Annotated in this window: 25 protein-coding genes, 1 pseudogene and 1 riboswitch; of the genes and pseudogenes, 10 read left to right on the forward strand and 16 right to left on the reverse strand. The window is 72.4% G+C overall.

From position 1 onward, the window contains the following. On the reverse strand, positions 1–1299 hold the full coding sequence (locus tag OG956_RS31380) for an adenosylmethionine--8-amino-7-oxononanoate transaminase (protein ID WP_330341379.1): 1299 nt from the start codon (positions 1297–1299) through the stop codon (positions 1–3). Continuing rightward, positions 1292–2503, reverse strand: a complete 1212-nt coding sequence (bioB, locus tag OG956_RS31385; RefSeq protein ID WP_330341380.1) for a biotin synthase BioB — start codon at positions 2501–2503, stop codon at positions 1292–1294. Before bioB ends, OG956_RS31380 begins: the two co-directional genes overlap by 8 nt. Positions 2504–2650: 147 nt before the next feature. Here bioB and OG956_RS31390 point away from each other — a divergent pair, with 147 nt between their 5' ends. Continuing rightward, positions 2651–3778, forward strand: coding sequence for an 8-amino-7-oxononanoate synthase (locus OG956_RS31390; RefSeq protein ID WP_330341381.1), 1128 nt, complete (start codon positions 2651–2653; stop codon positions 3776–3778). A 66-nt stretch (positions 3779–3844) separates the two neighbouring features. Here the strand turns inward: OG956_RS31390 and OG956_RS31395 are convergent, their stop codons facing one another. Together OG956_RS31395 and OG956_RS31400 are read right to left on the reverse strand one after the other, a co-directional pair. Then, positions 3845–4066: a DUF397 domain-containing protein gene (locus tag OG956_RS31395; protein WP_330341382.1), complete on the reverse strand. Its 222-nt coding sequence runs from the start codon at positions 4064–4066 to the stop codon at positions 3845–3847. Between the two features lie 9 nt (positions 4067–4075). Beyond that, a complete protein-coding gene (locus OG956_RS31400) occupies positions 4076–4936 on the reverse strand; it encodes a helix-turn-helix domain-containing protein (RefSeq protein ID WP_330341383.1) in 861 nt (286 codons plus the stop codon). Positions 4937–5149: 213 nt separating this feature from the next. Between OG956_RS31400 and OG956_RS31405 the strand changes: the two genes are divergently transcribed. Further along, complete coding sequence (locus OG956_RS31405) at positions 5150–5587, forward strand: ATP-binding protein (protein WP_330341384.1); 438 nt, start codon at positions 5150–5152, stop codon at positions 5585–5587. Positions 5588–6133: 546 nt separating this feature from the next. Here the strand turns inward: OG956_RS31405 and OG956_RS31410 are convergent. The 3 genes from OG956_RS31410 to OG956_RS31420 all read right to left on the reverse strand — a co-directional run bounded on the left by OG956_RS31410 (position 6134) and on the right by OG956_RS31420 (position 8151). After that, entirely contained in the window at positions 6134–6607 is a 474-nt protein-coding gene (locus OG956_RS31410; protein WP_330341385.1) for a C40 family peptidase, read from the reverse strand. 3 nt (positions 6608–6610) lie between these two features. Beyond that, a riboswitch (cyclic di-AMP (ydaO/yuaA leader) is annotated at positions 6611–6740 on the reverse strand. A 462-nt stretch (positions 6741–7202) separates the two neighbouring features. Continuing rightward, complete coding sequence (locus OG956_RS31415) at positions 7203–7508, reverse strand: hypothetical protein (RefSeq protein WP_330341386.1); 306 nt, start codon at positions 7506–7508, stop codon at positions 7203–7205. Positions 7509–7515: 7 nt separating this feature from the next. After that, entirely contained in the window at positions 7516–8151 is a 636-nt protein-coding gene (locus OG956_RS31420; protein WP_330341387.1) for an ATP-dependent Clp protease proteolytic subunit, read from the reverse strand. Between the two features lie 85 nt (positions 8152–8236). On the opposite strand from OG956_RS31420, the gene OG956_RS31425 reads away from it, so the two are divergent. The 8 genes from OG956_RS31425 (at position 8237) to OG956_RS31460 (ending at position 15151) form a co-directional block, all read left to right on the forward strand. Then, positions 8237–8515: a type II toxin-antitoxin system Phd/YefM family antitoxin gene (locus tag OG956_RS31425; protein ID WP_330341388.1), complete on the forward strand. Its 279-nt coding sequence runs from the start codon at positions 8237–8239 to the stop codon at positions 8513–8515. A gap of 227 nt (positions 8516–8742) precedes the next feature. Beyond that, the gene (locus tag OG956_RS31430; RefSeq protein WP_330341389.1) at positions 8743–9045 is read left to right on the forward strand and encodes an urease subunit gamma; all 303 of its coding nucleotides are present in this window, start codon (positions 8743–8745) and stop codon (positions 9043–9045) included. Between the two features lie 10 nt (positions 9046–9055). Further along, positions 9056–9367 carry an urease subunit beta gene (locus OG956_RS31435; RefSeq protein ID WP_330341390.1) on the forward strand — a complete coding sequence of 104 codons (312 nt, stop codon included), beginning with the start codon at positions 9056–9058 and terminating at the stop codon, positions 9365–9367. After that, a complete protein-coding gene (locus OG956_RS31440; RefSeq protein WP_330341391.1) occupies positions 9360–11081 on the forward strand; it encodes an urease subunit alpha in 1722 nt (573 codons plus the stop codon). Before OG956_RS31435 ends, OG956_RS31440 begins: the two co-directional genes overlap by 8 nt. A 10-nt stretch (positions 11082–11091) precedes the next feature. After that, positions 11092–11766, forward strand: coding sequence for an urease accessory protein UreF (locus OG956_RS31445; protein WP_330341392.1), 675 nt, complete (start codon positions 11092–11094; stop codon positions 11764–11766). Between the two features lie 225 nt (positions 11767–11991). After that, entirely contained in the window at positions 11992–12669 is a 678-nt protein-coding gene (gene ureG / locus OG956_RS31450; RefSeq protein ID WP_330341393.1) for an urease accessory protein UreG, read from the forward strand. After that, positions 12666–13433, forward strand: coding sequence for an urease accessory protein UreD (locus OG956_RS31455; protein WP_443065699.1), 768 nt, complete (start codon positions 12666–12668; stop codon positions 13431–13433). The genes ureG and OG956_RS31455 overlap by 4 nt, the downstream gene beginning before the upstream one ends. A gap of 149 nt (positions 13434–13582) precedes the next feature. Continuing rightward, complete coding sequence (locus tag OG956_RS31460) at positions 13583–15151, forward strand: alpha/beta hydrolase (RefSeq protein ID WP_330342993.1); 1569 nt, start codon at positions 13583–13585, stop codon at positions 15149–15151. A 63-nt stretch (positions 15152–15214) separates the two neighbouring features. On the opposite strand, the gene OG956_RS31465 is transcribed toward OG956_RS31460, so the two are convergent. From OG956_RS31465 to OG956_RS31505, 9 genes and pseudogenes are all read right to left on the reverse strand, one after another. After that, on the reverse strand, positions 15215–15940 hold the full coding sequence (locus OG956_RS31465; RefSeq protein ID WP_330341395.1) for a lysophospholipid acyltransferase family protein: 726 nt from the start codon (positions 15938–15940) through the stop codon (positions 15215–15217). Positions 15941–16033: 93 nt separating this feature from the next. Continuing rightward, positions 16034–16517, reverse strand: a pseudogene (locus OG956_RS31470) (SDR family oxidoreductase). A gap of 94 nt (positions 16518–16611) precedes the next feature. Next, entirely contained in the window at positions 16612–19065 is a 2454-nt protein-coding gene (locus tag OG956_RS31475) for a SpoIIE family protein phosphatase (protein ID WP_330341396.1), read from the reverse strand. Positions 19066–19233: 168 nt separating this feature from the next. Beyond that, positions 19234–20454, reverse strand: a complete 1221-nt coding sequence (gene rocD / locus OG956_RS31480) for an ornithine--oxo-acid transaminase (RefSeq protein WP_330341397.1) — start codon at positions 20452–20454, stop codon at positions 19234–19236. After that, the gene (gene ddaH, locus OG956_RS31485) at positions 20451–21263 is read right to left on the reverse strand and encodes a dimethylargininase (protein ID WP_330341398.1); all 813 of its coding nucleotides are present in this window, start codon (positions 21261–21263) and stop codon (positions 20451–20453) included. Before ddaH ends, rocD begins: the two co-directional genes overlap by 4 nt. Positions 21264–21414: 151 nt before the next feature. After that, positions 21415–21900, reverse strand: coding sequence for an Lrp/AsnC family transcriptional regulator (locus OG956_RS31490; protein ID WP_330341399.1), 486 nt, complete (start codon positions 21898–21900; stop codon positions 21415–21417). A 32-nt stretch (positions 21901–21932) separates the two neighbouring features. Continuing rightward, entirely contained in the window at positions 21933–22100 is a 168-nt protein-coding gene (locus OG956_RS31495) for a hypothetical protein (RefSeq protein WP_107093214.1), read from the reverse strand. Positions 22101–22191: 91 nt separating this feature from the next. Next, positions 22192–23142 (reverse strand): cytochrome c oxidase assembly protein, encoded by a 951-nt coding sequence (locus OG956_RS31500; RefSeq protein ID WP_330341400.1) that lies wholly within the window; start codon positions 23140–23142, stop codon positions 22192–22194. Positions 23143–23265: 123 nt separating this feature from the next. Further along, on the reverse strand, positions 23266–24291 hold the full coding sequence (locus tag OG956_RS31505) for a 6-phosphofructokinase (protein WP_330341401.1): 1026 nt from the start codon (positions 24289–24291) through the stop codon (positions 23266–23268). Positions 24292–24434 lie beyond the last annotated feature (143 nt).

Genomic DNA, 24434 nt, shown 5'->3' on the forward strand with positions numbered 1-24434 from the left:
TCATCCCTCCCGCGCCGCGGCGCACACCGCGCGCGCGATCCTCGCCACGTCCTCGTCGGACGTGATGTACGGCGGCATCGTGTAGACCAGGTCGCGGAAGGGGCGCAGCCACACGCCCTCCCGCACGGCCGCCGCGGTGGCCGCCGCCATGTCCACCTCGTGGTCGAGCTGGACCACGCCGATCGCGCCGAGGACGCGGACGTCCCGTACGCCGGGCAGCTCCCGGGCCGGCGCCAGGCCCTCCGCGAGGCCCGCCTCGATCCGCTTGACCTCGGCCCGCCAGTCCTGGACCAGCAGCAGTTCCACGGAGGCGCAGGCCACGGCCGCCGCGAGCGGGTTGCCCATGAACGTCGGGCCGTGCGCGAGCACCGGCACCTCGCCCCGCGAGATGCCTTCGGCGACCCGCGCGGTGCACAGCGTGGCGGCCAGCGTCAGATAGCCGCCGGTCAGCGCCTTGCCCACGCACATCACATCCGGGCTGACGCCCGCGTGCTCCGCCGCGAACAGCGCGCCGGTGCGGCCGAACCCGGTGGCGATCTCGTCGAACACCAGCAGCACGTCGTGCGCGTCGCACGCCTCGCGCAGCACCCTCAGGTACGCGGGGGAGTGGAAGCGCATGCCGCCCGCGCCCTGCACGACCGGCTCCACGATCACCGCGGCGACCTCGTCCGCGTGGCGGGCGATCAGCTCGCGCAGCCGCTCCGCGTACGACTCCTCGTACGCGGCCGGCGGCGCGTCGGCGAAGATCTGGCGCGGCAGCACCCCCGACCACAGCGCGTGCATCCCGCCCTCGGGGTCGCACACGGACATCGGGTTCCAGGTGTCGCCGTGGTAGCCGCCCCGCCAGGTCAGCAGCCGCTGCTTGCCGGGCCGGCCGAGCGAGCGCCAGTACTGCAGGCACATCTTCACCGCGACCTCGACCGACACCGAACCGGAGTCGGCCAGGAAGACGTGCTCCAGCCCTTCAGGCGACATGTCGACAAGGTGCTTCGCGAGGCGGACGGCGGGCTCGTGCGTGAGTCCGCCGAACATCACGTGGCTCATCCGCCCGAGCTGGTCGCGCGCCGCCTCGTTGAGGACCGGGTGGTTGTAGCCGTGGATCGCCGACCACCACGACGACATGCCGTCCACCAGGTCGCCGGAGCCGTCGGCGAGCCGCAGCCGGACCCCGCTCGCCGACTCCACGACGAGCGGTTCGGCACGCCCCGGCATCGGGCCGTACGGGTGCCACACGTGCCGCCGGTCCAGCTCCAGCAGGTCGGGCAGGCTCAGGCGGGACGGGCCGGACCGGTCAGGCATTGGGCGCGAGGTCCGTTCCGGCGCCCCGGCGGCGGACGGCCACGAGGTCGGTGCGCGGCTCCTGCGCGGCCGGCACGGCCGCCGTACCGCACACGCCCGCCGAACCGCAGGCGTCCGCGCCCTCGTGCGCGCCGCATCCCTCGTGCGAACCGCATCCCTCGTGCGAGCCGCAGGCCGAGCCGTGGCCGGCCGCCGCCCCGACCCGGTGCTCGGGCAGCGTGACCTCGCCGGCGCCCTCCACCTCGAAGCCGGCGTCCGCGATCATCTCCAGGTCGGCCTTGCCCGCCTGGCCCTCGCTGGTCAGGTAGTCGCCGAGGAAGATGGAGTTGGCCAGGTGCAGCGCGAGGGGCTGCATGGTACGCAGATGCACCTCGCGGCCGCCCGCGATCCGGACCTCCACGTCCGGGCAGACGAACCGGACCATCGCGAGGATCCGCAGGCAGCGCTGCGGGGTGAGGTTCCACTCCTTGGCCAGCGGGGTGCCCTCGAACGGGATGAGGAAGTTCACCGGCACCGAGTCCGGGTCGAGTTCACGCAGGCTGAAGACCACGTCGACCAGGTCCTCGTCGCTCTCGCCCATGCCCGCGATCAGACCGGAGCAGGCGGACAGCCCGGCCGCGTGGGCCTTGTTCACCGTGTCCACCCGGTCGGCGTAGGTGTGGGTGGTGGTGATGTCCCCGTACGTGGACTCCGAGGTGTTGAGGTTGTGGTTGTAGGCGTCCGCGCCCGCCTCGCGCAGCCGCTCGGCCTGGCCGTCGGAGAGCAGGCCGAGGCAGGCGCACACCTCGACGTGCTCGTTCTGCTCCTTGATGGTCCGGATGGTCTCCGAGACCCGGTCCACGTCCCGGTCGGTCGGGCCGCGCCCGCTCGCCACCAGGCAGACCCGCTTGGCGCCGCCCGCGAGCCCCGCGGCGGCCGCCCTGGAGGCCTCGTCCGGCTTGAGCCAGGTGTACTTCAGGATGTCGGCCTTCGAGCCGAGCCGCTGGGAACAGTAGGAGCAGTCCTCAGGGCACAGGCCCGACTTGAGGTTCACCAGATAGTTGAGTTTCACCCGGCGCCCGAACCAGTGGCGGCGCACCTTGCCGGCCGCGGCCACCACATCGAGCAGGTCGTCGTCGGAGGTCGCCAGAACGGCGAGCGCTTCCTCGCGGGTCGGCAGCTCGCGCCGAAGCCCCTTGTCCACCAGCGTGTTCAGCAGGTCCATGAGGCCCGATCCTGTCTTACCGGACCGCCCCGGGCCAAGGAGAGTTTGCACAACGGAGACGGTTCACCGTGTGGGTATTGCCGCACCTCGGGTGACCGGTCGTGCCGCTAGTGTCTGTTCGCTACCTACAAAAGCCCCGGAGGACCCATGGCGTTCGGCTGGATCGACGAGCAGGCCGAGGCGCGCCGCCGCGCCGGACTCGTACGGACCCTGCGCCCGCGCGCCGCCGACTCGCCGCTGCTGGACCTGGCGAGCAACGACTACCTGGGCCTCACGCACCACCCCGAGGTCGCCGAGGGGGCCGCCCGGGCCGCCCGGACCTGGGGCGGCGGCTCGACCGGCTCCCGGCTGGTCACCGGCACCACCGAGCTGCACACCGAGCTGGAGCGCGAACTGGCCGCCTTCTGCGGCTTCGAGGCGGCGCTGGTCTTCTCCTCCGGTTACGCCGCCAACCTGGCCGCGGTCACCGCGCTCGGCCCGCACGGCTCGCTCATCGTCTCCGACGCCGGCAACCACGCCTCCCTCATCGACGGCTGCCGGCTGGCGCGCGGCGAGCGGCAGGTCGTCGGGCACGCCGACCCGGAGGCGGTGCGCAAGGCGCTGGGCACCCACCAGGGGCCGGCGATCGTCGTCTCGGACACCGTGTTCTCGGTCGACGGGGACAGGGCGCCGCTGGCCGAGCTGGCCGCGGCGTGCCGGGAGCACGGCGCGGGGCTCGTCGTGGACGACGCGCACGGGCTCGGGGTGCTGGGCGACGGCGGCCGGGGCGCGCCGTACGCGGCCGGGCTGGCCGGCGCCGCGGACGTGGTGGCCACGGCCACCCTGTCCAAGTCGCTGGGCAGCCAGGGCGGGGCGGTGCTCGGACCGCGGCGGGTGATCGACCACCTGGTCAACGCCGCCCGGACGTTCATCTTCGACACGGGGCTGGCGCCGGCGGCGGCCGGGGCCGCGCTCGCGGCGCTGCGGCTGCTCGTCCGTGAACCGGAACGCGCCGCGCGCGCCCGGGAGGTGGCCGCGGAACTGCACGCACGGCTGACCGCCGCGGGTCTGGAGGCGGTGCGTCCGGACGCCGCGGTGGTCTCCGTGCGGGCTCCGTCCCCGGAAGAGGCGGTGCGCTGGGCGGCCGACTGCCGTACCGCCGGGCTGGCCGTGGGCTGCTTCCGTCCTCCTTCCGTGCCCGACGGCGTCTCACGGCTGCGGCTGACCGCCCGCGCGGACCTGTCCGGGGCCGAGATCGAACGCGCTGTACGTGTGATCGTCGAAACGCGACCATGAGTCGGCGTGACACGGCCGTGCTTCAACCATGAATGGTCAGGAATGATCGGATGAGATCGCTTCTGATCAGAGAGCGCTGAGGAAACCGGCCCAGCTCTCGGTGGAGAAGAGCAGCGCGGGCCCGGCCGGGCGCTTGGAGTCGCGCACGGCGAGCAGTCCGGCTCCGGGGCCGGAGTGCGGCCGGGCCGTCTCCACGCAGTTGTTGGCTCCCGTGCTGTAGCTGCTGCGCAGCCAGCGCACGTCGTGCAGGTCGGTACTGGCAGGGACGTTCCGAGGCAGAGCTGACATGGTGCCTCCTTACGCGCCGTCACCTATCCCGGCGATGTAGTCCAACGTGTCCTCGGGTGAAAGGGCGTGCATCCGAAGGGTGTCGAAGGCCTCCGAGTAGGCCATGAGGTCTTCTTTCCGCTCCAGGTAGAGGCTACTCGTCAACTGGTCGAGAACAACCACGTCCAGATCAGAAGTGCTCGGAAATGAGAAGATAACGAAAGGCCCGGTGAGGCCGACATGCGCTCCGGCGCTGAACGGCAGCACCTGGAGCCGGACTTGGGGCAGCCGGGCCGCCTCCATCAGCCGCTCCAGCTGCCGGGCCATCACCTCGGGGCCGCCGACCTCGCGCCGCAGCACCGCCTCGTCCAGCACCGCGCTCAGCACCAGCGGCGGGTCGGCGCGCAGCACGTCCTGGCGGGCCAGGCGCACCTCCACCAGCGTGTCGAGGTCGCTGTCGTCCAGGTCCTTCACGGCCGCCCGGGTCACCGCGCGGGCGTACTCGGGGGTCTGCAGCAGACCGGGCACGACCGTGGTCTCCAGGGTGCGCATCGTGCTCGCCTGCGACTCCAGGCTGATGAAGTCCCGGTAGGTGGGCGGCAGCACCCCGCGGTAGGCGTGCCACCAGCGGTGCCGGTCGCCGGTGTCGCCGGAGCCGGCCAGCATCAGCAGCAGCTCGCGCAGCTGCCTGTCGTGCACCTCGTAGGCGTCGAGGAGTAACCGCACATCCGCTGGTTTCACGCCGCTGGCACCGGTCTCGATACGGCTGACCTTCGACTGGTGCCAGCCGACCAGCCGGGCCGCCTCACCGCTCGTGAGCCCGGCACCGGTGCGCAGCGTGCGCAGTTCGGCGCCCAGTTTGCGGCGGCGCACGGCCGGCCCGTTCTGCATGGGCTCCTCCTTACTCCTTCCGGGCCGCCCGAATACGGTCTCGCGTCGCAGAGTTCACCGCTTCGGGCGACAGATATATGCATATCTTGGTGGATCGCTCCCCGTGACCTGCCCGGTGGTGGCAGGCTGACGAGCAAGCACCAGTCCGGGACCGTACTCGAACCATCCGCGCCGTGTCGGACTGCGGTCCCGTGGGAAAGGGACGACCGCGCCATGGCAGACCATCTGGAAGCATCCGTCACTCTGCCGAGCGATCCCGCCTCGGTCTCCGCGGCCCGCACCTACGTCGTGGGCACGCTCGCGGAGTGGGGCCTGCCGTCGGACACCGAGACGGCCGACACGGTGCGACTCATCGTCTCCGAACTCGCCACGAACGCCGTACAGCACACTTTCGGTCAGTCACCCACCTTCACGGTCGACATCGCCCTGGACCGCGACGAACAGCTTCGCATCGGCGTGACGGACAGTCACCCGCGCTTTCCGAAGAGACTGCCCGCCGCCGTCCAGCAGGACAACGGACGCGGCATGGTCATCATCCGCTGGCTCACCGCGGAGTGCGGCGGCAGACTCCGCGTCCGTCCCACTCGTGAGGGCGGCAAGACGGTCTTCATCGAACTCCCCTGGATCCTCCCGGCGGAACGGACCCGCTAGCCGGCCGGCAGGGGCACGGCAGCCCAGCGGGCGGGGCGGGGTGGCGGGGAGGCGTTGCTCCGGGGCGCGGAGAGGGGACGGCGCGTCGAGGGCGCTCATGCCCCGCGTTCATACGGCCCACCCGGCTGCACAGGCCTTCGACAGGGGTACGGCGTTCGTACGGCCCATCGTGGCCGAACGGGCGCGTCTGCAGGGCTCCGGAAGGCGCCCGCGACCGGTGCGGCGTCGCGGCGCACGCCGGGGCGCGGGTCCGTCGGGGCGCGCCGGACGGCGCATCAGGCGCGGTGCCCCGGTGGGCCGGTCGCTACGCCGGCAGACGGGGCGGCCGGGGCGCTGAGGAGCCTCCGCGGCCGGCAGGAGGTCGCGTCGGCCCCGGGCCCGCCCGTGGGCTCCAGGCGGGCACCGGGGTGGCGCCGACGGTGCTCGGAAGCGGCCCTCCTGCTGGAGCCGCTCCTGCGCTACGGCGGGTCGGCCGGCCTGGGCCGGGCCGGGGCAGCCGGCGTCACCCTGCCGGACCGTCGGGCCGGCCCGCCGTGACGGCCCGGGTCAGTTGACCCGGCCGTACCAGACGCTCCTGGTCCAGATCTTCTGCAGCCGCACCACGTCACCGGTCCTCGGTGCGTGCCAGATCTTCCCGTGTCCGGCGTAGATGCCGACGTGGTAGACGTAGGAGCCCGAGTGGAAGAACACCAGGTCGCCGGCCCTGCGGCTGCGGGCGGAGATGTGGTGCGTCCGGTTGTACTGCGCGGCGGCGGTACGCGGCAGGGTCTTGCCCGCCTTCTTGAACGAGTAGAGCGTCAGCCCCGAGCAGTCGAACCTGCGCGGCCCGGTGGCCCCGTACTGGTACGGCGCCCCCTTCTTGGAGGCCGCGATGTGCAGTGCTTTCGTGGCCAGGGTCGCGGCCGAGGCGTCGGTGGCGAGCCCGGGGACCGCGATCGAGCCGCCCACGGCGGCGAGGGTGAGGGCCGAGGCCGTACCGGCCCGGGCCATGAGCGACGGGACACGATTGAGCGCAGTCATGCGCAACCCTTCGTCAGCCGCCTGTGAAGGATGACCTGTCGGATTCGGGCTGGCGAAGTTGCCCGGCCGCGTTGCCGCGGCTTCACCCCAAGGGCTGCTCGGAACCTCCGCCCGGCCGCGGCGCACAGAGGGCTCTGTGACGCGCGGACGGACATCCGTCCCGGCGACCCGTCTTGCTTGGGTCCTCCACTCCTGCCGATCCACTCCTGTCGACCGGTCGTCCGGGCGGCGGCAGGACTCGGCGTCCGCCCGGACCGCCCCGCCGCGGTCGGCGGGGGCTTGTCGTCGGACGGGATCTTCACCCACGCCGGTCCGAAAATCCCAACGCATCCGGGAATTTGTGGCGTTACTCACCACTCGCCCGTTCGGGTGGACCACGTGATGTTCGAGACATCGTCAGATCCCCGACACACCCTCGGACCTGGGGTTAAGCGCCTCTCCGCGCACCCCGGACGGGCGCGGTGCGCAAGTCGGGAGGCCCGGAAAACGATCCGGATATACACCGGTCGGCGGTACGTCGTTCGGGTCGTTTCAACTCCCGTCCGGTCGGCTCCCGTCGACGCCGGGGTCCGGTACGGCCGCGCGGGCGTCCGGATCAGCCGACGCCGTCCGGCGGGAGCGCGACGCGTGCGGTCCGGCGTTCACCGTCCAGCACCCGCAGGGCCCGTGCCAGCGTGTCCCCGTGCAGCTCCGTCTCGCCCCGCTGGTGCATCAGCGCGAGGGCGTCACGCAGCTCTGCGGCCTTGCGCACCAGGGCCTGGGCTGCGCGCAGCCCGCGATAGGTGTCGCCGCCGTGCGCGGGATTGACGCGGCCCAGCAGGTCGGCGGCCTCCAGATAACGGTCGATCAGGTCGCCCTCGGCGCGCGTGAGCGCGGGCAGCGGCGGAAGGTCCGGCAGCATCGGCGGCTCACCTCGCGTCCGGTGCGCCCGGGGTGCCCCGCCGGGCGGGCACGAGGGCGTCCACCAGGCCGTACTCCACCGCGGCGGGGGCGTCCAGCACCAGGTCCCGCTCCAGGTCGCGGCGGACCTGTCCGGCCGTGCGCCCGGTGTGCCGTACCAGCATCTCCTCCGTCAGCGCACGGATCCGGGCCAGTTCCCCGGCCTGGATGAGCAGGTCGCTCGGCTGGCCCTGCACCGGCTCGGCGAGCCGGGGCTGCGAGAGGACCATGCGCGCGCCCGGCAGGGCGAACCGCTTGCCCGGCGTGCCGGCCGCGATCAGCAGCGCGGCCTGGGAGGAGGCCTGGCCCAGGCAGTAGGTGGCCACGTCGCAACTGACGTAGCGCAGCGTGTCGTAGACCGCCGTCAACGCGCTGAACGTGCCGCCGGGGGAGTTGACGTACAGCGTGATGTCCCGCTCCGGAGCCGCGTGTTCGAGGTACATCAGCTGTGCCATCACGTCGTTCGCGGCCGCGTCGTCCAGCGGGGTGCCGAGGAAGACGATCCGGTCCTCGAACAGCTTGCCGTACGGGTCCAGGGTGCGCACGCCGCTGCCGGTGCGCTCGGTGAACTCGGGCAGGACATGGCGGGCGAACGCTCGGGACATGGGACACCCCTTCTCTCACCCGGGCCCCCCACGGACCCGGCTTCTGTAAAAAATGTACAGGACGTACCTGACGTACGATGGGGGTATGGCCTACGAGATTCCGGTGACGCAAGCCAGGGCTGAGCTCGCCGACCTGATCAACCGGGTGGTGTACGGCGGTGAGCGCGTCGTGGTCACCCGGCACGGCAAGCCGCTGGTCGCGCTGGTGTCGGCCGCCGATCTGGAGCGGCTGGACGCCCTCGAGGAGCAGGCCGGGGAGCAGGTCGTCAGCTCGGTCTCGGGCGTCCGCGAGGCCGGTTCCGCCGCGCGCGAACGGCAGCGCTTCGGGATCGCCGCCGAGCACCGGGGGCCCGGGGTCTCCTGACCCGCGCGGGTATCGGCGGTCCCATCGCGCGGTCATCGGTGGATCAAGGTCTGGTTAACGTCGCCGAAACTCCGGCGCTCTACCCTGCCGATCCACGCCATCAGGGGTTTTTCTGCCCGGGATCGAGGACGATCCGGGGATTGGACCGTGTGTGACACCCGTCCCCGTCGCGATGGCTGCGGCAACCGGACCCCGCACGGTCCGGAGCAAGGACTGTGAGGTGGGACGTGCAACTGACCCCGCACGAGCAAGAGCGGCTGCTGATCCACGTGGCGGCCGACGTGGCCGAGAAGCGCAGGGCCCGCGGGCTCAGGCTCAACCACCCGGAAGCGGTCGCCCTCATCACGTCGCACATCCTCGAAGGCGCGCGTGACGGCCGTACGGTCGCCGAACTGATGTCCTCCGGCCGCAAGCTCCTCACCCGGGACGACGTCATGGACGGCGTCCCCGAGATGATCCACGACGTCCAGGTGGAGGCCACCTTCCCGGACGGCACCAAGCTCGTCACCGTCCACGAGCCGATCGTCTGAGGGGGCCGCGATGATTCCCGGAGAGATCCTGTTCGCCGACGACCCCGTCGTCTGCAACGAGGGCCGCGAGGTCACCCGCCTCACCGTCCTCAACGCCGCCGACCGCCCGGTCCAGGTCGGCTCGCACTACCACTTCGCCGAGGCCAACCCCGGCCTGGAGTTCGACCGCGCCGCCGCCCGCGGCAAGCGGCTGAACGTGGCCGCCGGCACCGCCGTGCGCTTCGAGCCCGGCATCCCCGTCGACGTCGAACTCGTGCCCCTCGCCGGCGCCCGGATCGTGCCGGGGCTGCGCGGGCAGACGGGAGGCGCGCTCGATGCCTGAGATCTCCCGCGGCGCCTACGCCGACCTGTTCGGCCCCACCACCGGTGACCGCATCCGGCTCGCCGACACCGATCTGCTGGTCGAGATCGAGGAGGACCGCTCCGGCGGCCCCGGCGCCTCCGGGGACGAGGCCGTCTTCGGCGGCGGCAAGGTCATCCGCGAGTCCATGGGGCAGTCCCGTGCCACCCGCGCCGACGGCACTCCCGACACCGTGATCACCGGCGCCGTCGTCGTGGACCACTGGGGCGTCGTCAAGGCTGACATCGGCATCCGCGACGGCCGGATCACCGCGATCGGCAAGGCCGGCAACCCGGACACCATGGACGGCGTCCACCCGGACCTCGTCATCGGACCCGAGACCGAGATCATCGCGGGCAACGGGCGGATCCTCACCGCCGGCGCCATCGACGCGCACGTGCACTTCATCTGCCCCCAGGTCGCCGACGAGGCCCTCGCCTCCGGCATCACCACCCTGGTCGGCGGCGGCACCGGCCCCGCCGAGGGCTCCAAGGCCACCACGGTCACCCCCGGCCCCTGGCACCTCGCCCGGATGTTCGAGGCGATGGAGGCCTACCCGGTCAACGTCGGCTTCCTCGGCAAGGGCAACACGGTCAGCCACGAGGCGATGCTCTCCCAGATCCGGGGCGGCGCGGCCGGCCTGAAGCTGCACGAGGACTGGGGCTCCACCCCGGCCGTCATCGACGCCGCGCTGACGGTCGCCGACCGCACCGGCATCCAGGTCGCCATCCACACCGACACCCTCAACGAGGCCGGGTTCGTCGGCGACACCCTCGCCGCGATCGCGGGCCGGGGCATCCACTCGTACCACACCGAGGGCGCCGGCGGCGGGCACGCTCCGGACATCATGACCGTGGTCTCGCAGCCCAACGTGCTGCCCAGCTCCACCAACCCGACCCGGCCCTTCACCGTCAACACCGCCGAGGAACACCTCGACATGCTGATGGTGTGCCACCACCTCAACCCGGCGGTGCCCGAGGACCTGGCCTTCGCCGAGTCCCGCATCCGGCCGTCCACCATCGGCGCGGAGGACATCCTGCACGACCTCGGCGCCATCTCGATCATCTCCTCCGACTCCCAGGCCATGGGCCGCGTCGGCGAGGTGATCCTGCGCACCTGGCAGACCGCTCATGTGATGAAGCGCAGGCGCGGCGCGCTGCCCGGTGACGGACGCGCGGACAACCACCGGGTACGTCGCTATGTCGCCAAATACACGATCAACCCGGCGCTCGCCCAGGGCCTCGCCGCCGAGATCGGCTCCGTCGAGACCGGCAAGCTCGCCGACCTCGTCCTGTGGGAGCCGGCGTTCTTCGGCGTCAAGCCGCTCCTCGTCCTCAAGGGCGGTCAGATCGCCTACGCGCAGATGGGCGACGCCAACGCCTCGATCCCCACACCGCAACCGATCCTGCCCCGCCCGATGTACGGCGCGATCGGCCGTGCCCCGGCCGCCAACTCGGTCAACTTCGTCAGCGCGATGGCCGTCGAGGACGGGCTGCCGGAGCGGCTCGGGCTCGGCAAGCGGTTCCAGGCGATCTCCTCCACGCGCGCGGTCACCAAGGCCGACATGCGGGAGAACGACGCCCGGCCCGACGTCCGGATCGACCCCGACAGCTTCGCCGTGCACATCGACGGCGAACTGGTCGAGGCCACCCCGGCCGCCGAACTGCCCATGGCCCAGCGCTACTTCCTCTTCTGACGGGGTCGTGATGTCACGGGCAGCACTGCTCGTCCTGGCCGACGGCCGCTTCCCCGCCGGAGGGCACGCGCACTCCGGCGGGGCGGAGGCCGCCGTCAAGGCGGGCCGGATCACCTCCGCCGCGAGCCTGGAGGACTTCTGCCGCGGCCGGCTGCACACCGCGGGAGCCGTCGCGGGCGCGCTGGCCGCCGCGGCCGTACTCGGCGCCGACCCGGGGGAGTTGGACGCGGCGGCGGACGCGCGTACGCCGTCACCCGCCCTGCGGGCCGCAGCGCGGCGCCTCGGCCGGCAGCTGCTGCGGGCCGCCCGGGCGAGCTGGCCGTGCGACGAACTCGACGCGCTGGCACGGAGGTTCCCCAAGGGGGCACACCAGCCGGTGGTGCTCGGGTGCGTGGCGCGGGCCGCCGGTCTCGGGCCCGAGGACGCGGCGTACTGCGCGGCGTACGAGAGCGTGAGCGGGCCGGCGACGGCCACGGTACGGCTGCTCAGCCTCGACCCGTTCGACGCGACGGGCGTGCTGGCGCGGCTGGCGCCGGAGCTCGACCGCGTCGTGGACCGAGCCGTGGCCGCGGCGCGGAGCGTGCGCGACGAGGGCGTCGACGCACTGCCGGCGGCTTCCGGGCCCTTGCTGGAGGTCGGCGCGGAGTGGCATGCGGGCTGGCCCGTGCGGCTGTTCGCGTCGTAGAGCCCACCCCCGCCGGGCCGAGGGGCCCCGCCCCTTTCGACCCGCCAGAGGGATCCGCCCCCTTCGACCCGCCAGAGGGATCCGTCCCTTCCACCCCGCCAGGGGCCCGCCCCCTTCCACCCCGCCAGGGGGACCCGCCCCCTGGACCCCGACCGGTCTCACCGCCTCGTCCTCGGCGCCGGATGAGCCGACCGGGGCCGACCTGGCCGAAATGGAGCCGCTGTCATGCACCTCGATCACACCCACCCCGGACCCGCCGCCCTCGGCGCGGACGCGCGCCGGCCCGACGGATCGCGCCGCGCGCTGCGCATCGGGCTCGGCGGGCCCGTCGGGTCCGGGAAGACCGCCACCGTCGCCGCGCTCTGCCGGGCCCTGCGCGACGAGTTGTCGCTCGCGGTCGTCACCAACGACATCTACACCCGTGAGGACGCCGAGTTCCTGCTGCGGGAGGCCGTGCTGCCGCCCGAGCGGATCACGGCCGTGGAGACGGGCGCCTGCCCGCACACCGCGATCCGCGACGACATCTCCGCCAACCTCGAAGCCGTGGAGGACCTGGAGGACGCGGTCGGCCCGCTGGACCTGATCCTCGTCGAGTCCGGCGGCGACAACCTCACCGCGACCTTCTCGAAGGGGCTCGTGGACGCCCAGATCTTCGTGATCGACGTGGCCGGCGGCGACGACATCCCGCGCAAGGGCGGTCCCGGCGTCACCACCGCAGACCTGCTCGTCGTCAACAAGACCGACCTCGCCCCGTACGTCGGCTCCGACCTCGCCCGGATGGCCGCCGACGCCAAGGCCCAGCGGGCCGAACTCCCCGTCGTCCTCCAGTCGTTGCGCAGCGAGCGGGGCGTCGCCGACGTGGCCGCGTGGGTGCGCGGGCGGCTCGCCGCGTGGACGGCGTGACCGCCTCCGGGGTACGGGCGGACGCCCGGATCGTCGCCCGTGCCGACGGCCGGGGCGGGACCGCGCTGGCCGTCCTGGAGAGCGATGGCCCGCTGGCCCTGCGCCGCGTCCGGTCCGGCGGCGCGGAGGCGCGGGTCATGGTCGTCGGCGCGATGAGCGGCCCGCTCGGCGGCGACCGCTTCTCGCTCACGGCGCGTGTGGCGCAGGGTGCCCGGCTGCACGTCGGTTCGGCCGCCGCCACCCTCGCCCTGCCGGGCCAGGCCAAGGGCGAGGCCCGCTACGACGTACGGCTCGACGTGGCCGACGGAGCCGAACTGCACTGGCTGCCGGAGCAGTTGATCTCGGCCCGGGGCAGCGACCTGCGCATCGCCACCCGGGCCGAACTCGCCCCCGGCGCCCGGCTCGTGCTGCGGGAGGAGCAGGTGCTCGGGCGGGCGGGGGAGGAGCCCGGGCGGCTCGGCAGCCGGCTGACCGTGCGGATCGCGGGCCGGACGGTGCTGGACCAGGAGCTGGCCTGCGGGCCCGGGGCCCTGGGCGGCTGGGACGGTCCCGCGGTGCTGGCCGGGCATCGCGCGGTGGGCCAACTCGTCGTCGTACGACCGGATTTCGCCCTGAACGCACCCGCGCCCGCAATGCTGGACGAGTGCGCCGCCCTGATGCCGCTGGCCGGTCCGGCGGTCCTGGTCAGCGCCCTTGCGCCGGACGCCCTGCGGTTGCGGCGAGTCCTGGACGCCTCCCTGGCAAGGCTCATGGGTCGAACATGACCATCCGTTTATCGGATTGGTAAAGATGGCAGGCGACCCCTGTTGTCAGGCCGCTCACAGCCGAGAGGATCCCCCACCTGACCACTCGCAGCGATCCTGATGCAGGGGGAGGGGCCCACTTGAGGGAGAACAGACCGAAGAGCCGCCTGATGGCGCTCGGTTCGGCCGGAGCACTCGTCACCGCCACCCTGGTCGCCGGTGCCGTCTCGGCGCCCGCGGCCACCGCCGCCGGCCGGCCGGCGGCGGACCGGGAGGCCAAGGGCGCCGATGTAGCCGCCGCCCGCGCCGCCAAGGCCGGCATCGACTGGCAGGACTGCCCGGCCGACTGGGGGCTGGCCAAGCCCATCCAGTGCGGCTGGGTCAGCGTGCCCGTCGACTACGCCCACCCGTACGGCAAGCAGATCAAGCTCGCCGTCGACCGTATCGGCAACACGGGGACCAAGGAGGAGCGTCAGGGCGCGCTCGTCTACAACCCCGGCGGCCCCGGCGGCTCCGGGCTGCGCTTCCCGACGCGCGTCATCAACAAGAACCCCGTCTGGGCGAACGCCGCCAAGGCCTACGACTTCGTGGGCTTCGACCCGCGCGGCGTCGGCCACTCCGCGCCCATCTCCTGCGAGGACCCGCAGGAGTTCGTGAAGGCGCCGAAGATGGACCCGGTGCCGGACACCGAGGCGGACAAGCTCGCGCAGCGCAAGCTGGCCCACGAGTACGCCGACGGCTGCCTGGAGCGCACCGGGCGCGCCATGCTCCAGCAGATGACCACGCCGAACACGGCCCGGGACCTGGATGTCATCCGTGCCGCCCTGGGCGAGAAGAAGCTCAACTACCTGGGCGTCTCCTACGGCACCTACCTCGGCGCGGTCTACGGCACCCTCTTCCCGGGCCACCTGCGCCGCATGATCGTGGACAGCGTGGTCAACCCGGACCGCGACAACATCTGGTACCAGGCCAACCTGAACCAGGACGTCGCCTTCGAGGGCCGCTGGAAGGACTGGGAGGACTGGGTCGCCGAGAACGACGCCGCCTTCCACCTCGGCACCACCCGCGACGCCGTCCAGGCCAAGTGGCTCCAGCTGCGCGCCACCGCCAAGAAGAACCCCATCGGCGGAGTCGTCGGCCCGGCCGAGCTGATCTCCTTCTTCCAGAGCGCGCCCTACTACGACTCCTCCTGGGTGCCCGTCGCCACGGTGTTCAGCAAGTACGTCGCCGGTGACACCCAGGCACTGGTCGACGCCGCCGCCCCCGACATGTCCGACACGGCGGGCAACACCTCCGCCGAGAACGGCAACGCCGTCTACACGGCCGTCGAGTGCACCGACGCCAAGTGGCCCACCAGCTGGAAGACCTGGGACCGGGACAACACCCGGCTCAACGCGCAGTACCCGTTCATGACCTGGGCGAACGCCTGGATGAACCTGCCGTGCGCCACCTGGCCGGTCAAACAGCAGAACCCGGTCGAGGTCAGGACCGGCAAGGGCCTGCCGCAGGTGCTGATCGTGCAGTCCACCCGGGACGCCGCCACCCCGTACGAGGGCGCCGTCGAACTGCACAAGCGGTTCCAGGGCTCCCGTCTGATCACCGAGAAGGACGCGGGCTCCCACGGTGTGACGGGCCTGGTCAACCCCTGCATCAACCAGCGCGTCGACGCCTACCTGATCGACGGCAGGCTGGACGGCGCGGACGTGACCTGCACCCCGCACGCCACGCCCAAGCCGTGACAACCGTGTTCCCGCGGTGACGGGGGGCGGCCGGACACTCCGGCCGCCCCTCGTGCCGTGTGCTCAGCTGAGCGGCGCCCTGGGGAACCGGCGCTCCTTGACGCCGTTCTCCGCAGCCTGCCGCTCCTTGACGACGGCCGCGTACTCATCGACGTACTCCTGCTCGGACAGGGCCAGGATGGCGTACATGATCTCGTCCGTGACCGCCCGCAGGATCGCCTTCTCCCCTTCCATCCCGGCATAGCGCGAGAAGTCGAGCGGCTTGCCGAAGCGGATGGTGACCGGGTGGATGTTCGGCACCACCTTCCCGGGCGGCTGGGCCTCGAAGGTGCCGATCATCGCGCACGGCACCACCGGCACGCCGGCCCGCAGCGCCATCACGGCCACACCGACCTTGCCCTTGTACAGCCTGCCGTCGTGCGAACGGGTGCCCTCCGGATAGATCCCGAGCAGCTCGCCCCGGGCCAGCACCTTCAGGCCCTCCCGGATCGCGGCCTGGCCCGCCTCCTTGCCCGAGCGGTCCACCGGGATCTGCCCCGCGCTGCGGAAGAAGAACGCGGTGAGCCGGCCCTTGAGCCCCGGGCCGGTGAAGTACTCCGCCTTGGCGAGGAAGGTGATCCGGCGCCCCAGCACCGCCGGCATCAGGAAGTGGTCGGAGAAGGAGAGGTGGTTCCCGGCGACGATCGCGGGACCGGTGGCCGGCACGTTCTCCAGGCCCTCGATCCGGGGCCGGAAGACCAGTCTCAGCACGGGGCCCAGCAGCACGTACTTGAGCAGGTAGTAGAACACGGCTCGCTCCTCACTTCACCGGCTCCCCTCGGACCCGGCGGCTTGGCAGGTCGGTTCGCCGGTGGCGGGCGATCGGCCGATGTGCACCTGTCCTCATCTGTAGCCATGTTCGCTCACCGTCATGCTGATCCCGCCGGCCGTGCGCGTCCCGGCGGCGAGGCATGGGCTTCGAAGGGAGCGGGCCGCCCGCACGACGTCGCACGAGGCCGGCGAAGGCACCGCGTCCGACACGGACTTGACGCCGCCGTGCGCGGTCAGCCCGCCGTCGACGGGGTCTCGGCGCCGGTGATGAAGGACTCGTCCGACAGGAGGAAGACGACCAGCGAGGCCACCTCCTCGACGGTCCCGGTACGCCCGAGGGGGGTCTCGCGGATGCTGACTCCCGCAGCCCGGCGGCGAGTTCGGCCCACTCCCGCTCGCTGCCCACGTCGAGCCGGCGGCTGCCGGGCGCCTCGGTCACGTCGGTGGCGACGACAAGAGCGTCCTCCCGGGCGAGGGCCGCGCCCCGGCCGCGCACCGCGCCGGTGACGACCACGACCTTGCCCCGCGCGCCGACCTCGAGTTGGAAGTCGGGCACGGCCGAGCCGGGGGACACCGGGATCTCGAGTCGAAGGGCTCCTTGGCGACCAGCTGGTTCGTCTCGGCCGCGCTGCTGCCCCTGACCCGTCGGGTCAGGCCCGAGGCTCCGTGAGGGACTGCTCGGCCCAGATGACCTTGCCGCCGGGGACGAAGCGGGTGCCCCAGCGCTCGGAGAACTGGGAGACCAGCAGCAGTCCGCGGCCGCCCTCGTCGGTGGCGCGCGGATGGCGCAGATGGGGTGCGGTGGCGCTGCCGTCCGAGACCTCGCAGGTCAGCGTCCGGCCCCGGATCAGCCGGAGCCGGAGCGGGGTCTCCGCGTGCCGGATGGCGTTGGTGACCAGCTCGCTCACGACCAGCTCGGTGGTGAACGCCAGATCCTCCAGCCCCCATTCGGTCAGCTGCCGGGCGGCCAGCTTGCGGGCGTCGGCGACCACGGACGGGTCGGAGGACAGTTCCCAGTCCGCGACCTGGTCGGCGCCCAGCAGCCTGGTGCGGGCCATCAGGAGGGCCGCGTCGTCGTGGGGCCGGTTCGGGACCAGCGCGTCGACCACGGCCCGGCAGCACAGGTCGAGCGTGGCGGCGGGCTGCTCCAGCGCGACGCGCAGCCGTTCGCGGTTCGCGGCGTCGGCGCCGTCCCCGTGGACGAGCAGCCCGTCGGTGTACAGGGCCAGCTCGCTGCCCTCGGCCAGCACCATCTCGACCGCCTCGTACGGCGGACCGCCCGCGCCGAGCGGCGGACCCAGCGGCAGGTCGACGAGGCCGGCGGTGCCGCCGGGCAGGACGACGGCGGGCGCGGGATTCCCCGCCGTCGCCATCGTGCACCGCCCGTCGACCGGGTCGTAGACGACGTACACGCACCCGGACCCCACCGCCTGGATGCCGGCCGCCGAGGAGCCCTCGGGCCCCACGCCCTCCTCCCGGGCCATCCGCCCCACCAGGTCGTCGAGGTGGGCGAGCACCTCCTCGGGCGACAGATCGAGCGCCGCGAGCGTGTGCACGGCGGTGCGCAGCCGCCCCATGGCCGCCACGGCGTCGATCCCGTGCCCCGGCACCTCGCCCACCACCAGCGCCACCCGGGCGCCGGACAGCGGGATCAGGTCGTACCAGTCGCCGCCCAGGCCGGTCAGTTCGTCGGCCGGCCGGTAGCAGGCGGCCACCTGCACCGCGTCCTGCTCGGGCAGCCGGCGCGGCAGCAGACTGCGCTGCAGGACGAGCGCCGCGTCCCGCTCGCGGGTGTAGCGCCGGGCGTTGTCCACGCAGACCGCCGCCCGGGACACCAGGTCCTCGGCGAGACTCAGGTCGTCGGCGTCGAAGGGCTCCTCGCGGTGGCGCCGGTAGAAGCTGGTGACGCCCATGGTGACGCCCCGGGCGCGGACGGGCACGATCATCGCGCTGTGCAGACCCAGGTCCCCGAAGGTCGCCCCCTTGCCGCCGGGGATGTCCGTCGCCCAGGCCCTGGCCCGCGGGTCGAGCCGTTCGGCACGCCAGGGCCGGCCCGTGGTCAGACTGCGGATCGGAGGCGACCCGGCGCGATAGGTGGACACCCCGCCGATCTCGACCACGGCCTCCGGGACCCCGGGGTTCACCGACTGGTGCCCGGCCCGCCGCAACGGCACCACCTGGTCCGACGCGTCCAGCGACTCGGGCTCCGCGCCCCGCAGTACGGAGTCCAGCAGGTCCACGCTGACGAAGTCGGCGAAGTCCTGCACGGCGACGTCGGCCAGTTCCTGCGCGGTCCGCACGATGTCCAGGCTGCGGCCGATCTGCTCACCGGCCCGGTCCAGCAGGGCCAGCCGCTGCCGGGCGCGGTGCCTGTCGGTGATGTCGACCACCGTGTAGTACACGCCCATCGGCCGGCCCCGGTCGTCGTCGAGGCGGGTGAACGACATCATGTGCGCCGTCTCCCGGTGCGGTGCGGACCGCACCTGGCCCACGTGCTCGTACCCCACCACCGGCTCGCCGGTGCGCAGCACGCGCCGCATCTGCGCCTCGATGCCCGCGGTGTCGATGCCCGGCTGGATCTCGGCCATCCTGCGTCCCAGCCGCTCGCGCGGGGAACCCCCGCCGTACCGCTCCAGGGCCACGTTCGACCACACGCAGCGCAGATCGGTGTCCACGATCGCGATACCGATAGGGGAGCCGGCCACCATCTGCTCCAGCACCGCACGGCTCATGTCCCAGCCGCGCGCCCCTTCCGCGTCGGAGACGAGAACCAGCCACTGCGCGGCGCCGCCGGCTTCCCTCGCCGGGGTGATCCGCACCATCACCGGGACCGGCTGCCCGTCCCTGCGCCGGGCGGTCAGCAGCCCCGCCCAGCCCCCGTCCCTGCGGCACCGCTCGGCCAGCTCGGGCGCCCGCGCGGCGTCGTCGGCGGACAGCAGACCGGTCGCCTTGGTGCCCACCACTTCGGCGGCGGGGTATCCCAGCAGATGCTGGGCGCCCCGCGTCCAGCTCGTCACCACACCCTGGGCGTCGAGCAGAAGAGGGGCGGCGTCGGCGACGTCGAACCGCCGCCGGGCGGCGTCCTGGTCCTCGTCAGTGCTCACGGCCGGCCTCTCTGTAGCTGAGAGTGGTCTACCCCCTCGTGGCTCAATCTTCACCCTTCGGGCATCGGGCCGGAGACGCAAACGGGCCGGGGGGCGGCCTGCGGCCACCCCCCTGGGTCACGAACCCGTTCCTTCGGGCGTCACACCCCTGGCGTCACGCTCCCCGCGTCACGAGACGAGGACCTTCTCCAGCGCAGCCAGCGCGGAGCGCAGCTCGTCCGCCGTGATGGTCAGCGGGGGCGCCAGCCGGATCGTGGAACCGTGGGTGTCCTTCACCAGGACCCCCTCCCGCATCAGCCGCTCGCTGATCTCGCGGCCGGTGCCGATCGCCGGGTCGACGTCGACGCCGGCCCACAGGCCGCGCGAGCGGAAGCCGACCACGCCCTTGCCGACCAGCTCGGTCAGCCCGTCCCGCAGGACCACGCCCAGCTCGGCGGCGCGCCGCTGGAACTCGCCGGTCTGCAGCAGCTCGACCACGGCCGTGCCGACCGCGGCCGCGAGCGGGTTGCCGCCGAAGGTCGAGCCGTGCTCGCCGGGGTGCAGCACACCCAGCACCTCGCGCCGGGCCACCACCGCCGACACCGGCACGATCCCGCCGCCGAGCGCCTTGCCCAGCAGCAGCACGTCCGGGACGACGTCCTCGTGCTCGACGGCGAAGGTGCGGCCCGTGCGGCCGAGGCCCGACTGGATCTCGTCCGCGACGAACAGACAGCCCTTGCGGCGGGTCAGCTCCCGCACCCCGGCGAGATAGCCCTCGCTCGGGATGATCACGCCCGCCTCGCCCTGGATGGGCTCGATCAGCACGGCCGCCGTCGTGTCGTCGACGGCCTCCTCCAGCGCGGCCAGGTCGTCGTACGGCACGATCCTGAACCCGGGCGTGAACGGCCCGAAGCCCGTGCGGGCCGTCTCGTCGGTGGAGAAGCTGACGATGGTCGTCGTACGGCCGTGGAAGTTCTCCGCGGCGACCACGATCGTCGCCCGGTCGGCGGGGACGCCCTTGACGTCGTACGCCCACTTGCGGGCCACCTTGATGCCGCTCTCCACCGCCTCCGCGCCGGTGTTCATCGGCAGCACCATGTCGAGGCCGGTCAGCCCCGCGAGCCGCTCGGCGAACAGGGCCAGCCGGTCGTTGTGGAAGGCCCGGGAGGTCAGCGTCAGCTGGTCGAGCTGGCGGTGGGCGGCCTCGATCAGCGCGGGGTGCCGGTGGCCGAAGTTCAGGGCCGAGTACCCGGCGAGCATGTCGAGGTAGCGGCGGCCCTCGACGTCCTCCACCCAGGTGCCCTCCGCGCGTGCCACCACCACCGGGAGCGGGTGGTAGTTGTGCGCGAGGACCGGCTCCTCGGCGCGGATCAGGTCGTCGGAGGTGCGGGTGCGCGCGGGTGCGGTCATGTACGGATCTCCTGGGTGCAGCACTTGATGCCGCCGCCGGCCTTGTGGAACTCGGACAGGTCGACGGGGACGGGGGTGTAACCGTGGCCGGCGAGGCGTTCGGCGAGCGCCTCGGCCTGGGGGGCGATGAAGACGTTACGGCCGTCGGAGACGGAGTTCAGGCCGAACGCCATCGCGTCCTCGCGGGTGGCGAGCACCGCCTCCGGGTACAGGCGGCGCAGCACCTCGCGGCTGCCGGGCGAGAACGCCTCGGGGTAGTAGCAGATGTTGTCGTCGTCGAGGACGAACAGCGCCGTGTCCAGGTGGTAGAAGTACGGGTCCACCAGGGTCAGGCCGATCACCGGGTGGCCCAGGAACTCCTGCGCCTCCCGGTGCGCCGCGCGGCTGGTGCGGAACCCGGTGCCGGCGAGCACGTACCGGCCCGTCCACACCAGGTCGCCCTCGCCCTCGCTCACCGACTCCGGGCGGTACACGTCGTAGCCCGCCGTCTTGAACCAGGTGTCGTAGTGCAGCGACTCCGGGCGCCGCTCCGGCGCGTGGAACAGCGAGCCGAAGACCCGGCCGCCGACCGTGAACGCCGCGTTGGCCGCGAAGACCATGTCGGGCAGGCCGGGCACCGGTTCGACCGACTCGACGGTGTGCCCATGGGCGCGGTAGGCGCTGATCAGCGCGCGCCACTGCTCCTGGGCGAGATCGACGTCGACGGGCCGGTCGGGGTTCATCCAGGGATTGATCGCGTACTGCACGGCGAAGTGTCTGGGTTCGCAGACGAGAAAGCGCCGAGGACGCTGAACACGGCTTTCGGACACAGAGGGTTTCCTCCGCTTGCGGGGTGTCACTGGGGTGCTCACCACGGTAGGAACCCAGGGGCAGGCCCGACAAGCGAGAAAAGCTGCGCAGATGCGCAGCATCGCTGCGTTCTTCGAGGGGTGCGCGCAGCGTTGCTGCGCATGCTCCAGGTCACTCCGGTGCGGCGTGGGTCGCCCCCGCTTCCGGGCTTTCCGGGAGGAGATGGGACAGCACCATCACGCTGATCGTCTTCCGGATGAACGGCTCGACCCGGATCCGCTCCAGCACCTCCTCGAAGTGCTCCACGTCCCGCGCTCGCACGTGCAGCAGGGCGTCCGCGCCGCCGGTCACGGTCATGGCCGCCGTGATCTCCGGATGGTTGCGCACGACCTCCGCGAGGCGGCGGGGCGGGGCCGCGCCCTCGCAGTACACCTCGACGTACGCCTCCGTGCGCCAGCCGAGCGCCGAGGGCTTGACCGTCGCCGTGAACCCGGTGATCACCCCGGTCTCCCGCAGCCGGTCCACGCGCCGTTTGACCGCGGTCGCGGACAGCCCGATCCCCGCGCCGATCTCGGCGAAGCTGGTCCGGGCGTTCGCCATCAGCGCCGTGATGATCCTGCGGTCGAGCTCGTCGAACGAGGGCGTCCTGCTGTTCATGCGGGCACTGTAGTCAGCCCGCCACAGCGGTCTCAGGACTGGGTGACGACCATGGCGAGCGTCAGCAGTCCCAGGACGACCCATCCGAACCACAGCCAGCCGTTGCTGCCGAGCGCGACCGTGTAGGCGGTCACGACGACGAGCCCGCCGACCGTGAGGGCCCCCATCGCCTTGGTGGAACCGTTCGTGGAACCGGGCATCACGGCACCCTCCTCATGGTCTGTCCATGACCATGGTGCCCCGGTTTCCGCCCGGAGGGCACGGCTCCGCCGCAACCCTTCGGCCTCCGGCTCAGCCCTCGCGGGCGTTCAGGGAGGCCAGGTAGGCGTTGTAGGCCTCCAGCTCCTTGTCGCCGTCCCGGTCCGCGGCCCGGTCCTTGCGCCTGGCCTGCCGCTGCTCGGAGCCGTACCACTGGAACAGCAGCGCGATCAGCACCAGCACGGACGGGATCTCGCTGAACGCCCACGCGATGCCGCCGGCCGCGTTCTGGTCGGACAGCGCGTCGATGCCGAGCGAGGCCGGCGGATGCGTGAAGGTGTCCACCATCGGCGCGCTCGCCATCATCAGCGCGATGCCGAAGAACGCGTGGAACGGCATGCCCGCGAACAGCTCCAGCATCCGCATCACGTAGCCCGGCCGGTGCGGGCCGGGGTCGACGCCCATGATCGGCCAGAAGAACACCACGCCCACGGCGAAGAAGTGCACCATCATCGCGATGTGCCCGGTTTTCGACCCCATCAGGAAGTCGAACAGCGGGGTGAAGTACAGCACGTACAGGCTCGCGATGAACATCGGGATCGTGAACGCCGGGTGCGTGACGATCCGCATGTACCGGCTGTGCAGCAGCGCCAGCAGCAGCTCCCGGGGGCCCGTGCGGCCGCGGCCGGCGGTCGGCAGCGCGCGCAGCGCCAGCGTGACCGGGGCGCCGAGCAGGACCAGGATCGGCGACAGCATGCTGATGATCATGTGCTGGACCATGTGCACGCTGAACATCACCATGCCGTAGTCGTTCAGCCGGGTGCACATCACCAGCCCCACGGTCAGCACGCCCACGGCGAACGCCACCGTGCGCCAGGCGGACCACGCGTCCCCGCGCCGCCGCAGCCGCACCACGCCCCAGCCGTACAGGGCGAGCCCGGCCAGGCACGCCACGAGGAAGAACGGATCCGCCGACCAGGCCAGCCCCCGCGCCGGCGTGAACGGCGGCAGATCCGTCATCATGCCGTGCCCGCTGTGGTCCATCCGGCGGCTCCTGATTCGTGGGGGTTGTACGAGTTGTCCGCCCCAAGAGTAGAACCGCCCCCGGTCACGGCCGTGACCGGGGGCGGCTTGTTCAGAGGTGGGCCAGGGGTGAACCGGAGGGGACTACAGGACGCACTCGGCCTCGTCGTACCGCTCCACGGGCACGGTCTTCAGGGTCTCCACGGCCTCGGCCAGCGACACCATCACGATGTCGGTGCCGCGCAGGGCGGTCATCCGGCCGAACTCGCCGCGGTGCACGGCCTCCACCGCGTGCCAGCCGAACCGCGTGGCGAGCACCCGGTCGTACGCCGTCGGCGTGCCGCCGCGCTGCACATGCCCGAGGATCACCGGCCGGGCCTCCTTGCCGAGCCGCTGCTCCAGCTCGACCGACAGCTGCCGGGCGATGCCGGCGAAGCGCTCGTGGCCGTAGATGTCCTTGCCGCCCTCGTCGAAGTCCATCGTGCCGGGCTTCGGCTTGGCGCCCTCGGCCGCGACGACGATCGCGAACCGCTTGCCCGCCGCGAACCGCTCGCCGACCTTCCGCGTCAACTCGTCGATGTCGAAGGGCCGTTCCGGGACGACGACGGCGTGGGCGCCGGCCGCCATGCCGGAGTGCAGCGCGATCCAGCCGGTGTGCCGGCCCATGACCTCCACGATCAGCACCCGCTGGTGCGACTCGGCGGTGGTCTTCAGCCGGTCCAGAGCCTCCGTCGCCACGGTCACCGCGGTGTCGAAGCCGAAGGTGACGTCCGTGACGGCGATGTCGTTGTCGATGGTCTTGGGCACGCCCACGATCGGCAGCCCGTTGTCCGACAGCAGCCGGGCAGCCTTCAGCGTGCCCTCGCCGCCGATCGGGATGATCGCGTCGAGGCCCAGTTCCGCGACATGGCCCTTGGCCCGCTCCACGCCGTCCCGCAGATGTTCCGGGCGCACCCGGGAGGAGCCGAGGATGGTGCCGCCGCGGGCCAGGATGCCGCCGACGGCGTCGAGGTCGAGCTTGAGATAGTCGCACTCCAGGAGGCCCTTCCAGCCGTCCCGGAAACCGATGACCTCGTCGCCGTGGTCGGCGACGGCACGGTGCACGACGGACCGGATGACGGCGTTCAGGCCGGGGCAGTCGCCGCCGGAGGTGAGGACACCAATGCGCATAGCCCGAATTACCTTCTCAACGTGGGCCGGGAGGGCCGGACCACGCTGTCCGGCGGATTCCCGGTCACCCTACCGGCGTGAGGGGGTGGCTCCGTAGCGGGCGTCCGCCTGCTGGACGCGCCCGCACATGTGAGCGGACGGTC

Source organism: Streptomyces sp. NBC_00557, assembly GCF_036345995.1.
Lineage (GTDB): Bacteria > Actinomycetota > Actinomycetes > Streptomycetales > Streptomycetaceae > Streptomyces.

Excerpts from the sequence above, each read along its gene's own strand:
- OG956_RS31380 (WP_330341379.1), bottom strand. The coding sequence starts at position 1,299 with ATGCCTGACCGGTCCGGCCCGTCCCGCCTGAGCCTGCCCGACCTGCTG.
- bioB (WP_330341380.1), bottom strand. The coding sequence starts at position 2,503 with ATGGACCTGCTGAACACGCTGGTGGACAAGGGGCTTCGGCGCGAGCTG.
- OG956_RS31390 (WP_330341381.1), top strand. The coding sequence starts at position 2,651 with ATGGCGTTCGGCTGGATCGACGAGCAGGCCGAGGCGCGCCGCCGCGCC.
- OG956_RS31395 (WP_330341382.1), bottom strand. The coding sequence starts at position 4,066 with ATGTCAGCTCTGCCTCGGAACGTCCCTGCCAGTACCGACCTGCACGAC.
- OG956_RS31400 (WP_330341383.1), bottom strand. The coding sequence starts at position 4,936 with ATGCAGAACGGGCCGGCCGTGCGCCGCCGCAAACTGGGCGCCGAACTG.
- OG956_RS31405 (WP_330341384.1), top strand. The coding sequence starts at position 5,150 with ATGGCAGACCATCTGGAAGCATCCGTCACTCTGCCGAGCGATCCCGCC.
- OG956_RS31410 (WP_330341385.1), bottom strand. The coding sequence starts at position 6,607 with ATGACTGCGCTCAATCGTGTCCCGTCGCTCATGGCCCGGGCCGGTACG.
- OG956_RS31415 (WP_330341386.1), bottom strand. The coding sequence starts at position 7,508 with ATGCTGCCGGACCTTCCGCCGCTGCCCGCGCTCACGCGCGCCGAGGGC.
- OG956_RS31420 (WP_330341387.1), bottom strand. The coding sequence starts at position 8,151 with ATGTCCCGAGCGTTCGCCCGCCATGTCCTGCCCGAGTTCACCGAGCGC.
- OG956_RS31425 (WP_330341388.1), top strand. The coding sequence starts at position 8,237 with ATGGCCTACGAGATTCCGGTGACGCAAGCCAGGGCTGAGCTCGCCGAC.
- OG956_RS31435 (WP_330341390.1), top strand. The coding sequence starts at position 9,056 with ATGATTCCCGGAGAGATCCTGTTCGCCGACGACCCCGTCGTCTGCAAC.
- OG956_RS31440 (WP_330341391.1), top strand. The coding sequence starts at position 9,360 with ATGCCTGAGATCTCCCGCGGCGCCTACGCCGACCTGTTCGGCCCCACC.
- OG956_RS31445 (WP_330341392.1), top strand. The coding sequence starts at position 11,092 with ATGTCACGGGCAGCACTGCTCGTCCTGGCCGACGGCCGCTTCCCCGCC.
- ureG (WP_330341393.1), top strand. The coding sequence starts at position 11,992 with ATGCACCTCGATCACACCCACCCCGGACCCGCCGCCCTCGGCGCGGAC.
- OG956_RS31460 (WP_330342993.1), top strand. The coding sequence starts at position 13,583 with ATGGCGCTCGGTTCGGCCGGAGCACTCGTCACCGCCACCCTGGTCGCC.
- rocD (WP_330341397.1), bottom strand. The coding sequence starts at position 20,454 with ATGACCGCACCCGCGCGCACCCGCACCTCCGACGACCTGATCCGCGCC.
- OG956_RS31490 (WP_330341399.1), bottom strand. The coding sequence starts at position 21,900 with ATGAACAGCAGGACGCCCTCGTTCGACGAGCTCGACCGCAGGATCATC.
- OG956_RS31495 (WP_107093214.1), bottom strand. The coding sequence starts at position 22,100 with ATGCCCGGTTCCACGAACGGTTCCACCAAGGCGATGGGGGCCCTCACG.
- OG956_RS31500 (WP_330341400.1), bottom strand. The coding sequence starts at position 23,142 with ATGGACCACAGCGGGCACGGCATGATGACGGATCTGCCGCCGTTCACG.
- OG956_RS31505 (WP_330341401.1), bottom strand. The coding sequence starts at position 24,291 with ATGCGCATTGGTGTCCTCACCTCCGGCGGCGACTGCCCCGGCCTGAAC.